This window comes from Ruficoccus sp. ZRK36 (assembly GCF_019603315.1).
Lineage (GTDB): Bacteria > Verrucomicrobiota > Verrucomicrobiia > Opitutales > Cerasicoccaceae > Ruficoccus.
In genome coordinates this window covers 1,935,987-1,948,163 of sequence record NZ_CP080649.1, presented here as the reverse complement: position 1 = coordinate 1,948,163, position 12,177 = coordinate 1,935,987, and the positions used below count along the sequence as shown (strand labels likewise).

Genomic DNA, 12,177 nt, shown 5'->3' with positions numbered 1-12,177 from the left:
TGATTATAGATCAATAGCACTAAAGGCTGAAAGGTTGTGGCAATGTCCACTCCGTCGCTTCACTCGCACGGCGGTAGACAATAATCATTGCTCCATTTGGGATCTCAACATTGTCCATGGATGTTTCAAAATCACTAATTTGTCGCCAGCCATTGTTGTTAAGCTCCTCAGGCCATTCCTGGTAGTAGTACATCTCAAACCGACTCTCGTCCGGGATTAAAACATAAACGAGGTCAGCGGTCGAAAAACTCATCCCCCCCTGTAAAACAGGATTCTCCGAGTCTCCATTGTACAATCCAGAAGACCCCAAAGTCATCCCAACCGGGAACTTCATGTTGATGGGGTTCAGCCCAGTGGTAAAGGCCGTGCGCGCAGTGCCTGTTTTAACATCACCTGCGGTTACGAGATTCACCGTCGTCCCTGCATTGCGGATATAGACAATCAGCCCAAGGTCTGGGTCGACGCAGATGTCATCCATGGATGTTTCAAAATCACTAATCTGTCGCCAGCCATTGTTGTTAAGCTCCTCAGGCCATTCCTGGTAGTAAAACATCTCGAAATTGCCGTTGATGTAAACATACACCAAATCAGAGCTGCTGAAGCTGTTTCCACCCGTCAGACCAGCTTCATTATCCGCACCGAAAACATCGGCAATCGTACGCTTTTGGCGGACAGCAAAAGTCTGGTCGGCAAAAATGGCATCCATACCCGTGAGGTCAGTCCCCACAGTCAGGGTATTTTCAGCACCTGCCTCCGTAGCAACAACATCCAAAATCAAACCCTGCTGATCACCGGAGGTAACTTCCAAGTAATACATGGGCACATCCTGATAACCAACAATGCCGTTGTATTGTACAATACCGCCCTGGTTTTGTTGGTCGTAGGTTCCCCAGTCCTCAGGGACATCGGTCACAACCAGAGTGGTATAGCCCTCACCGTCAACGCTATCAATGGAGTCGATGACGCCGGTTGCCTCGATGGCATTCAAAGCGGTCACGCCAACAACATTCAGGCCTTCCTGCAGTTGTGTGCTGGAAGCCATGACGGGTGGCGTGTAGGCAGTTTCGGCAGTGCTGGTGAGCGGTGCAGCCGAGAGTATGCCTGCGGAGAGGACTAGAGCGGTACTGATTTTCATTGAAGGATGGATAGATGAGATGGCGATTTAAGAGCCAATAGATGGCCTTATTGCGACTAAAACGCAATAAAATTATGAGAGGTAAGGCGTAAATGGCACATCTATGCCTTAAATCCCCCCTGATAACTCCGAAACGCTAACAGAAAAAAACGCGATATCACAATCCCAAAACTTCCATTTGTTTTTCTTTGACAGAACTGTAATCTTTGTAATTCTTCTCCCCTTTGGTCGCGGGCTGTAGCGCAGTCTGGTTAGCGCACTACACTGGGGGTGTAGGGGTCGGAGGTTCGAATCCTCTCAGCCCGACCATTTTAAGCCAGTATCTGGCAACAAGATATAACGGCCCCCCGTTAAGACGTTTATCTCAGCTCGCCCGGCTTACGCCTGCCTATGAGCGATCATTGTCGGATCAGCCGACCGCCCGGGATATTTGCCCCAATTGGACTCAACTACTGCATGGAGGAGGCGCCACCTGCGGGATATGCCATCCCCGGCTCACGGTTGATAAAGGCCTCGGTCTGGCGAATCCATGCGTCCCGCTGGGCAGCGTCGGCATAGAACTCGTAAAAGCTGATCGAGCGCATGTACGAGACGAGGAACTGCAAGAACCCGTACACGGCGAGGGTCTCGTTCTGGCGCTGGGTAAAGGCTTCGTTCTGCGCATCGATGAGGTCGATGTTGTTGACCATGCCCTGGCGGTATTTTTCCGTGACGATGTCGAGGTTGCGGTTGGCACGGTCAGCGGCGACCTGGCTGTACTCGATGTTCGAGCGGGAGGCCGCCAGCGAGTAGATGGCATTGAGGATCCGCTGCTGCACGAGCTGGCGGGTCAGGTCGCGGGTGTACTGCAGCCCGCGCACGACCGAGCGTTGACGGATCACATCAAAGACGCGCCTCCCCCCCTCAAAGATCGGCAGCTCCGCCTCCACCGTCACGAGCCAGGCATCATCGTCCGGGTAGAGCAGCGGGTTGTATTCGCTGCTCTGGTGAAAGGTATTGGTGTAGTTAAAATTGGCGGCGACCTCGGGGATGTAGAAGGAGCGCTCCTTCTGGTCGAGGCTCAGCTCCTGCCCCTGGATGAGCCGGTCATAGGCGCCGACTTCAGGGCTGCGGGAAACCCCGTACTGGAGTGAAAACAGGCGGAAGCGCTCATAATCGGCACGGGTGCCGATGAGCCCGGAGGCGGTGTCCACCACATCCCGGAAATGCGGGGAATCGAGCGCGAGGTCGCGCGGTATCCAGCGCTTGCTCAGATCCTCGCCGAGCATCTGGTTCAGGGCGACCAGCGCCTGCTCGACGGCGGCCTGCGCGTCAGACACCTGAGCCCGGTCCGAAGCCTCGGCTGCCTCAAAGCGGTAAACCTCTTCCCTACCCCCGGTACCCACCTCTTCACGGATGCGGGCCAGCTCGACATTTCGCCGGGTGACGGCGAGATTGTCACGGGCGATGCGCTCCACCGCCCGCGCCGAGAGGTAGTTGATGTAGGCCAGCGAGGTATCCTGGATGATGTCCAGCCGGGTGACCTCCTCCTGCAGCGTGGCGGCCTGGTAGTTCTGCCCCGCGATGCGGAAGTTCGCCAAGCGCTTGTCACTGTAAATGATCTGGCTGATGCGAACTCCGACATTGGCGGCAACCTTCGGGGTGGCCCCGCCAGAGGCATAAACCGTACCGGCATCGACCTGATTGTAGGCTGTGACGGCGCTGATCTGCGGCAGCAACGGGCTCAGAGCCATGCGCTTGTCCTCGTAGCTGACCTGGGTGTCCTGCTGGCGAGAGAGGTACTCGAAGTTGTACCGGAGCGCCTGGTCAATCGCGCCAATCAGCTCGATCGGGTCGCCGATTTCGATTTCATTTTCAAAGAGCACCTCGGCCCCGGCAGCGGTCTCGAACGCGATGTCGTAGCCGATCTGCTGCGCGGTGAGCGCGTTGAGGTAGAGCTTAGGCTCGATACGGATGCGTGACGGCAGGGACTCGGGCTTGTCCCCACTCATCACCCGCTGGAAGTTCAGCGCCTGGCGGCGGGCGAGCTGGAGCCGCACGTCCGGCATTGAGCCTGCCAGCACCCCGTTGCGCACAGCGGGCTCGCCCAGATAGGCAAAAGACGGGATGCCCCGGGCATTGATGCCAGCGATAAGCGCTTTGCGAGCGGTCTCATCCATCTGCAGAGGCGGAAAAAGATACACCGCACGGGCATTGCCGGGAAGTTGATCCAATACGGCCTGCGCAGAGTCCCCCATATCCACGACTACCAGCTCGGCCGGGACCGCCGTCTCGACCTCATTCAGGTAATCCTGGATAAAGGCCACACTGTCGCCATAGGCGGCATCGACCAGTACATAGAGCTTGGCAAAGTCCACCAGGCCGACGAAGTCCTTCAAATCCTCCCGCACGGTATGCCCGGCGACCACGACGTTGAGGTTCGGGACGGTGGAGCGGCCCATTTCATCGAGCAGCAGGTTGATCATCTCGGGCTCCTGCAGCCACGAGCCGACCACGGGCTTTGGTAAGGGGCTATCGGCCTGAGTGGCGGCCTGCATCACGAGCAGCCCCTGCAGCAGCACAGCGTCCACCTCCGTATCCGCCAAGGCTGCCTGGAGAGCCTCGTCCGCTCCTTCGGGGTCCCACTGGGCATCAAAGGTCGCGCTCTGTTTAAAGCGGATCGCGGTTTTACCCCGGATGAGACCGCGCAACTCCTGCTCAACGATAGCAGCCTGCTCCGTGAAGACCGGAGAGGCTCCGTCCCGCACCACGGCAATCGTGTAGGTGGACAGCGTTTTACCGGTGGCGGTATTGGCGGTGTCGCCGCCAGACATGACAGTAGATGCGGTCGTCTGGGCGTGCGCGGCACCAGCCAGCAGAAAGGCGAAAAGGGTAAGGAAAATACTAGGCTTCATGGCCAGAGTCGTTGTCGCCCGCAGGGGCAGAGGAAATGGGTTGGGAGCGGCCGAACTTCTCCGACAGCACCTGAATGACATAGTAAAGCATCGGCACCACGACGACACTGACAGCCGTGGCCACCAGCATACCGCCAAAGACCGAGGTGCCGATCGCCTTGCGACTCTCGGCCCCGGCACCCGTGGCGACGAGTAGCGGCAGCACGCCCAGGATGAAGGAAAAGGCCGTCATCAGCACGGCGCGGAAGCGCAGGCGGGCGGCGCTCAAGGCCGCGTCAAAAGGACTCATGCCACTGTCTCGCTGCTCCTTGGCAAACTCGACAATAAGGATCGCGCTTTTGGTCGATAGACCGATCAGCAGCACGATACCGATCTGGGTGTAGAGGTTGTTATCGTAGCCGCGAATCATGAGCGCAGCCACCGCCCCCAGCAGAGCCGTGGGCACGGAGAGACAGACCGACAGCGGCAGCGTCCAGCTCTCATACTGAGCGGCCAGCACCAGATAGACCAGCACGATGGCGAGGGCGAAGATGACTGTGGTGCTCCCGCTGGCCACCTGTTGCTGGTAGGACATATCCGTCCACTCGTAGCCCATCGAGGTAGGCAGCTTCTGCGTGGCCATGTTCTCGATCACCCCCATCGCCTGCCCGGAGCTGTAGCCAGCGGCGTTGTTACCCATCACCTTGACGGAGGGGTAGAGATTATAGCGGGTAATGGTCTGCGGCCCGAGGACCTCGCTGACATCGATCAAGCCAGCGAGCGGGGTCATCTCGCCGCCGGGGGTCGGTATCTCCAGTTTTCCGATGTCGGCGGCGACTGTACGGTATTCACTGGCGGCCTGTGCCTTGACCTTAAAGACCCGGTTGTAGAGCGTGAAGTCGTTCACGTAGGAGGAACCGAGATAGGTCTGCATGGTATCAAAAACCGACGTGAGCGAGAGCCCGCGGTTTTTCACCTGCTCGCGATTAATATCGACGAAGAGCTGCGGCACGTTGGCCCGGAAGGTCGTACTCATCCCGGTGATGGCGGACTGGGTGTTCCCGTCCGCGATAAACTCGTTGGCCACCTGCTCAAGCGTCTCCATCCCAGCACCCCCGCGGTCCTGAAGCATGAAGGTAAAGCCACCGGTCAGGCCGAGCCCTGGCAGTGATGGCGTCGGGAAGGCGAAACCGATCGCATCCAGCATGCGCGTGAGTCGGCCGTTGAGCTTACCGAGCAGGACGCTCTGGTGCTGGTCGGGCGGGCGCTCGGACCAGTCCTTGAACACAGCGATACAGAAGGCCATGTTTGAGGAGGCCGCGCCATCGAGCAGCGAAAAACCGGAGATGGTCATGTAGTTCTGCACACCGTCGGTGTCGCCCACGATGCCGTTGACCTGATCCATGACAGCCGTAGTGCGCTGGAGGGAGGAGGCATCCGGCAGCTGGACCGAAATGATGCAGTAGCCCTCGTCCTCCTGAGGCACGAACCCGGTCGGCAGCTGGACAAAGCCCCACATGGCGAGCACCGTCATCCCGACAAAGAGCATGACCCCGATAGCGGCCTTGCGCATGACCGCGCGCACCGTGGCGTGGTAGCCGTTGGTGGTCTTGTCCATCCCGAGGTTGAACAGGCGGAAGAACCAGTTCGTGCGCCCGCTGCTTTTTCTCAGCAGCACCCCGCACAGCGCCGGGCTGAGCGTGAGGGCGTTGATCGAGGAGAAGACCGTGGCCACCGAGATCGTGAGCGCGAACTGCTGGAAAAGTATCCCTGTGATCCCGCCCATGAACGCCGTGGGCACAAACACCGCCAGCAGCACCAGCGTAGTTGCCACCACCGGACCACTGACCTCTATCATGGTCTTAAAGGCCGCGTCCTTCGGGGACATCCCCTCCTCCAGGTGGCGGGTACAGTTCTCGACCACCACGATAGCATCGTCCACCACGATACCGATGACGAGGATCAGCCCGAAGAGTGTGAGCAGATTGATGGAAAAGCCGAGCACGGCCATGGCCCCAAACGTACCGATCAATGAGACCGGAATGGTCAGCGTGGGGATAAGGGTGGCCCGGAAACTTTGCAGGAAGATGTAGACCACCAGCACGACAAGGATCAGCGTGATGAAAAGCGTCACCACCACCTCCTCGATCGAGGCCACGATCATGCGGGTGTTATCGTAGACCACCGTCATCTCGATCCCCTCGGGGAAGCTCTCGGAAAGATCGGCGACCTTGGCCTTGATCCCTTTGGCGACGTTTAGCGCGTTCGCGCCGGGCACCTGATAGATGGCCATGGCGGCGGCGGGCATGCCGTTGAGCTGAGCCTGCACGTTGTAGGTCTCGGCCCCGAGCTCGATGTCGGCCACATCCCCCAGACGCAGGACCTGCCCGTCCTCACCCGTGCGCAGGATGATGGCGGCAAACTCCTGCGGGTCGCTCAGGCGGCCCTTGACGTTAATCGTGTACTGAAACTGTTGGCCCTCGGGGGCGGGCGGCTCACCGATGTTACCGGCGGCGACCTGCACGTTCTGCTCCTTTACGGCCTGGAGCACCTCGTCTACCGTGACGCGGCGCACCTGCATCTTGTCCGGGTCCAGCCAGAGGCGCATACTGTAGTTACCGGCGCCAAAGGTCTGCACCTTCCCCACTCCGGCGACGCGGGCGAGCTCGTCCTTGATGCGGAGGTTAACGTAGTTGGCCAGAAAGATGTCATCGTAGCGCCCATCGGGTGAAGTCAGCGCCAGGTAGAGGTTCGCATCCTTCATCTGCTTGTCCACCTGCACGCCGAGCCGCTGCACCTCCTGCGGGAGCTGAGACATGACCTTGTTAACGCGGTTCTGGACGAAGACCTGCGACATGTCCGGGTCTGTCCCGGTGGCAAAGGAGACCGTCAGCGTCATGCTCCCGTCATTACCGCAGGTGCTGGACATGTAGATCATGTTCTCGACCCCGTTCACGGCCTGCTCGATGGGAGAGGCCACGGTGTCGGCCACGGTCTGGGCATCCGCGCCGGGGTAGTTCGCTACGACCTGCACGGAGGGCGGGGCAATGTCCGGGTAGCGCTCAATCGGCAGCGTGATGAGGGCAAAGCCCCCCAGCAGCATGATGACAATGGACAGGACCGCGGCGAAGATCGGGCGACGGATGAAAAAGTGACTGAACATACGCGCGCGCTCCTCAGGACGGGTTCTGCGGGGTGACCGTGATGCCCGGCCGGGCACGCTGGATACCGTTGACGATGACGTGCTCGTCCGCCCCGAGCCCCTCCGTCACCACCCTGCCCTCATCGACGAGCGGCCCCTTTTCGATGTAGCGGGTTTCCACGACGTTCTCGGAGTTCACCACCAGCACATAGTTGCCGGTCATGTCCATCTGGATACATTCCTCGGGCACGACGATGGCGTCATCGTAAGTATTCGGGAAGAGCACCTTACCGTACAGGCCGGGGATGAGCGTGCCGTCGGGATTGGGAAAGCTGACCCGCATCTCCAGTGTACCGGTGGCTGAGTCGAGTCGGTTGGAGACGTAATCAACGCGCCCCTTTCGGGAGTAGACCGTGCCATCGCTCAGCTCGAGCAAGACGGTTGAGCCCTTCATGTCCGTGCTGCGCTTCTGGCCATACTCCTTGAGAAACGTCAGCAGGGTGCGCTCATCAATGTTGATATAAATGTCCATCGGGTCCATCTGGACGATGGTGGCCAGCAGGGTTGGCTCCCCGGAGCCGACGAGGTTACCGACCGTGACACGCTCGCGGGAAATCCGCCCGGTCAGCGGTGCGTAAATCTTTGTGTACCCCAAATCGAGGCTGGCCGACTCGACGGCTGCCTCTGCCTGCGACACGCTGGCCTCGCTCAGCTCCAGCTCAGCCTGGCTGCGAAGCAGATCCAGCTCCGAGATGGCATCCGAGGTAAAGAGCTGCTCGTTGCGCTGGTAAGTCGTCTGGGCCAGATCCCGGCTGGCATTTGCGCTGTCCAGCTGACCTTTGCTTGATTGGAGCGCCGCTTCGTAGAGCTGTGGCTCAATCGTAAAAAGCAGGTCCCCCGTCTTCACGGTCGAGCCGGGTGTGAAGTCCACGCTCTCCAGATAGCCGCTGACGCGTGCACGTATCTCCACGCTGTCGCGGGCACTGGTCTGTCCACCCACTGGAGTGTAGACAGTGACCTCACCCTGGTAGGGGGGCGCGACGACCACAGAAGGCGGTGGCGGCGCGACAAATTCGTTTTTCGGAGCGCAACCCGTCATCAATACGAGTGAGCACCCCAGCGCAAAAGCGGGCACGACCACTTTCGTGCGACGGCCCGAGCAGATAGATCCGAAGCGATGCAAAAGCATGGGAGAAACAAATAAGTGTCCACACAGGCCAGCCAGATAGAGAGCGACAACTGGCACGTATGAACATCGAAGGGACTGACGGCATGTTACTACTCACCGTCCGAGCAGCAACTATAAACATCCCGGCACCTGTGCTCACCTGTGCCTGCAACAGTCTCCCCACCACAGCCTTGACCCATCGCCTCGCATGCGACTTAATCAACGCTTTGCTCTGGCCGCCGCCAAGCGCAGGACAGCCAGCTTGTTCTCGTAACTCCAGTTAACATCGTTTCATCATGCATGTATCTCGCCTGAACCCCCTCCTTATCCTTGGAGCCCTGAGCCTTTCCACCGCCGTGTGGGCGGCGGACTTTAAAGTCCGCACCGACCACGAAGACGGCATCTACACCCCCGGTGAGAATGTCACCTGGACGATTGAGACCGTTGATCTCGCTGATGGCGAAGCCGCCCCCGAGTCGGCTACCTATCAGGTCAAATCCAACGCCCTCGGCACCATCGACAAGGGCACCGTGACCCTGACGGACGGCAAGGGCAGCTTTACCACGACCCGCGACAACCCCGGCACGCTGATGTTTGAGGTCAAGTCCGGCAACATCAAGGCCATCACCGGTGCGGCCTTCTCCCCGGAAAAGATTGAGCCCTCGCTGCCCAAGCCCGCGGACTTCGACGCGTTCTGGTCCGAAAAGATCAAGCTGATCAACAGCATCCCGCTGAACCCCGAGCTCACGCCGGAAGCCACCAACCGGGATGACGTCGAGCTGTGGCAGGTCACTCTGGATAACATCAACGGCAGCAAAGTCCATGGCCAGATCGCCCGCCCCAAGGATGCCAAGGGCAAGCTCCCGGCCCTGCTCATCGTGCAGTACGCTGGAGTCTACCCTCTCTCTAAAAGCTGGGTCTGCAGCCCTGCCGAGTCTGGCTGGCTGGCGATGAACATCATCGCCCACGACCTGCCGATCTACGAGTCGAAGGAGTACTACAGCGAGCTCAAGAACGGCGACCTCAAGAGGTATCCAGACATCGGTAACGACGACCGCGAAACCAGCTACTTTCTGCGCATGTATCTGTCCTGCTACCAGGCAGTGCGCTACCTGAAGACCCGCCCCGACTGGGACGGCAAGATACTCGTCGTACGGGGTGGCAGCCAGGGTGGCCTGCAGACGCTTGTCACCGCCGCGCTTTGCAACGATGTCGTCACCGCTGCTATCGCCAATGTGCCTGCCGGCTGCGACCTCAACGGCCCTGTCGCCGGGAACTCCCCCGGCTGGCCCAAATGGTACTACGCCACCAAGGACAAGGACCCCGAAGCGGTTCGCCGCGCCGCCGAGTACTACGATGTGGTCAACTTCTGCTCGAAGATCAAGTGCCCCACCCTGATCGGTGTCGGCCTCGGTGACACAACCTGCCCGGCTCCCGGCGTCTACGCCGCCGCCAACCAGATCCAGGGCCCGGTGGAAGTGATTCCCATGCCCCCGGCTGGCCACAAGAGCACGAAGCTCAACTCCCACGAGACATTCCGTGCGCAGGAGAGACTCTGGCTCAACGATATTGTGCAGGGCAAGCAGCCTCCGGTTGAAGCGGAATAGTTTCCGAACAGGCCAGCAAGATGCCGCGATGAGTTGAAAAACACCTCACGGTGTATTGATTCAACGCATGCGCATCCTCCTCACCGGAGCTACCGGGTATATCGGTGGGCGTCTCGCTCCCCGCCTGCTCGCTGCGGGTCATCACGTGACGGTGTTGGCCCGCGATCCGACCCGGCTGGAGGGACGCCCGTGGTTCCCGCAAGTTTCCATCCTTCAGGGTGACCTGCTCGATGGCGAGGGTGAGTGGACCCGGCAGTTGGAGGGCTTTGACGCCGCCTACTACCTCGTCCACTCCATGAACAGCGGCAGCGGATTCGAGGGGCGGGACAACGCCGCTGCCCGGCACTTCTGCGAGGCTGCACGTCACATTCCGCACACGATCTACCTGGGCGGACTCATGCCCCGCAGCACGCAAGTCTCGCGACACTTGCAGAGCCGCGCCAGCACGGGTGACATCCTGCGTGAACACCTGCCGGTGACGGAGTTTCGCGCCGGGCCGATCATCGGCTCGGGCTCGGCCAGCTTTGAGATGGTGCGCTACCTGACGGAGCGGCTCCCCGTCATGGTCGCCCCCAAGTGGGTTAAAAACCTCGTCCAGCCAATCGCGGTCCGCGACATTCTGGCCTATCTGATCGAGGCACTCAATCAGCCGCCTCTGGGGATCGTTGAGGTGGGTGCTCCCAGCGCTATGACCTTTAAGGAAATGATGCTAGGCTACGCGCAGGTGCGTGGGCTGAAGCGCTTCATCTATCCGCTTCCCGTGCTGACACCGGGGCTGGCGGCACGCTGGGTGGGCCTGGTCACCCCCATCCCCAACAGCCTCGCCGTGCCTCTGATCGAGGGGATCGTCCAGCCGCTGGAGGCGGATATCAGCCGGGCACGAGAGCTGTTTCCGATGATCGAGCCCCTCCCCTACATCGAGGCGGTCGAGCTGGCTTTGATCAAAATCTCCCACAGCGACATCGAGACACGCTGGAGCGGAGCCCTCGGCGAAGGCCCCACCTACCGCCTGATCGACTGGGAGGGCACGATCCGGGAAGAGCGTACGCTCCATGTTGACGCCGATCCGGAGGCGGCGTTTCGGGCCTTCTGCAGTCTCGGCGGTGATCGCGGCTGGCTCGTCATGAACTGGGCCTGGCGGCTACGCGGGATGATGGACCGTGTGGTGGGCGGACCGGGTCTGCGGCGGGGACGCCGGGACCCGCAAAAGCTCCTGCCCGGCGAGACGGTGGACTTCTGGCGGGTCGAGGAGGTCCGCGAACCCAAGCTGCTGCGCCTGCGCGCCGAAATGAAAGTGCCCGGCCGCGCCTGGCTGCAGTGGGAAGCCTGGCCCGAGGGTAGCGGCACACGACTCGTCCAGAGCGCGATCTTTCGCCCGCAGGGGTTCCCCGGCGTGCTCTACTGGTACAGCCTGTACCTCGTGCACAAGTACATCTTTAGCGCCATGATCCGCTCTGTCGGCAAGCTGGCGGAGACCCAGCCTGCCCCCACCGACACACCACCGAATCAAAGCTAGGCGGACCAGAAAGGCTCCTACTCGGCGATGAGTTCGCCCAAACGGCGCATGACAGCGGTCGGGCCGATATACTTTTCTCCGCCGTCGGTGTAGCTGTCCATGATCACATTACCCTCGCGGTCAAAGATCATGAGACAGGGGATGCCATTGCCGGAGGACTTATCCACCTGACCGCTCTTACGGCGATCATACTCGATAGCGGGCCAGGGCATCTCCATCTCTTCCATATACTTCTGCATGGCCTCCTCGTCGCGATCGCTGCTGACGAATACGATCTCGAAGTTCGGGTGCTTAGGCCTCTGCCGGTTGTAGAACTTGACCAGCTTCGGTGTGAACTGGCGGCACGGCGGGCACCAGTGCGCCGACTGGTACACGGCGATGTACTTGACCTGTGACATATCCGCATCACGCAGACGCTGCAGCGTGCCGTTCTGGAGAGATACGAGATTGATATCCAGCCAGGAGGTAAAGCCAGTCGGCTCCAGCGGGGCAGCCTTTAACTGGCCAGTGGCGAGCTGCTCCTGAAGATAGGCCTGGTCCTCAGCGCACAATGAAGCCAACGGAAAGGAATAGACCATCCCGTCGGTCTTACGGAAGTTGACCAAGCCGTCTCCCTCAAAGGAGACGGCCTCGGCATCCATGGTCCGCCCCTGGACATCCGTCCAGGTGCGGGCGTGCGAAAAGCTAGCTGCGAGCAGCAGGAAAAAACAGATAAGACGGCGCATGACGCCGACAC

The 12,177-nt window shown here is 60.3% G+C and carries 7 protein-coding genes and 1 tRNA gene; 3 read left to right on the top strand and 5 right to left on the bottom strand.

The window, feature by feature from the left end:
• Window positions 1-19 precede the first annotated feature (19 nt).
• Window positions 20-1,135 (bottom strand): TIGR02597 family protein, encoded by a 1,116-nt coding sequence (locus tag K0V07_RS08555; protein ID WP_220620978.1) that lies wholly within the window; start codon window positions 1,133-1,135, stop codon window positions 20-22.
• A gap of 231 nt (window positions 1,136-1,366) precedes the next feature.
• On the opposite strand from K0V07_RS08555, the gene K0V07_RS08550 reads away from it, so the two are divergent.
• Window positions 1,367-1,444, top strand: a tRNA-Pro gene (locus K0V07_RS08550).
• Window positions 1,445-1,584: 140 nt separating this feature from the next.
• Here the strand turns inward: K0V07_RS08550 and K0V07_RS08545 are convergent.
• The 3 genes from K0V07_RS08545 to K0V07_RS08535 are packed head-to-tail and all read right to left on the bottom strand — an operon-like array spanning window position 1,585 to window position 8,339.
• On the bottom strand, window positions 1,585-4,029 hold the full coding sequence (locus K0V07_RS08545; RefSeq protein WP_220620977.1) for a TolC family protein: 2,445 nt from the start codon (window positions 4,027-4,029) through the stop codon (window positions 1,585-1,587).
• Window positions 4,019-7,171 carry a multidrug efflux RND transporter permease subunit gene (locus tag K0V07_RS08540; RefSeq protein ID WP_220620976.1) on the bottom strand — a complete coding sequence of 1,051 codons (3,153 nt, stop codon included), beginning with the start codon at window positions 7,169-7,171 and terminating at the stop codon, window positions 4,019-4,021. The genes K0V07_RS08545 and K0V07_RS08540 overlap by 11 nt, the downstream gene beginning before the upstream one ends.
• Window positions 7,172-7,184: 13 nt before the next feature.
• A complete protein-coding gene (locus K0V07_RS08535; protein ID WP_220620975.1) occupies window positions 7,185-8,339 on the bottom strand; it encodes an efflux RND transporter periplasmic adaptor subunit in 1,155 nt (384 codons plus the stop codon).
• 275 nt (window positions 8,340-8,614) lie between these two features.
• Here K0V07_RS08535 and K0V07_RS08530 point away from each other — a divergent pair, with 275 nt between their 5' ends.
• Together K0V07_RS08530 and K0V07_RS08525 are read left to right on the top strand one after the other, a co-directional pair.
• On the top strand, window positions 8,615-9,925 hold the full coding sequence (locus K0V07_RS08530; RefSeq protein ID WP_220620974.1) for an acetylxylan esterase: 1,311 nt from the start codon (window positions 8,615-8,617) through the stop codon (window positions 9,923-9,925).
• Between the two features lie 67 nt (window positions 9,926-9,992).
• Complete coding sequence (locus tag K0V07_RS08525) at window positions 9,993-11,441, top strand: DUF2867 domain-containing protein (protein WP_220620973.1); 1,449 nt, start codon at window positions 9,993-9,995, stop codon at window positions 11,439-11,441.
• Between the two features lie 17 nt (window positions 11,442-11,458).
• Here the strand turns inward: K0V07_RS08525 and K0V07_RS08520 are convergent, their stop codons facing one another.
• Window positions 11,459-12,166, bottom strand: a complete 708-nt coding sequence (locus K0V07_RS08520; RefSeq protein WP_220620972.1) for a thioredoxin-like domain-containing protein — start codon at window positions 12,164-12,166, stop codon at window positions 11,459-11,461.
• Window positions 12,167-12,177: the final 11 nt, after the last annotated feature.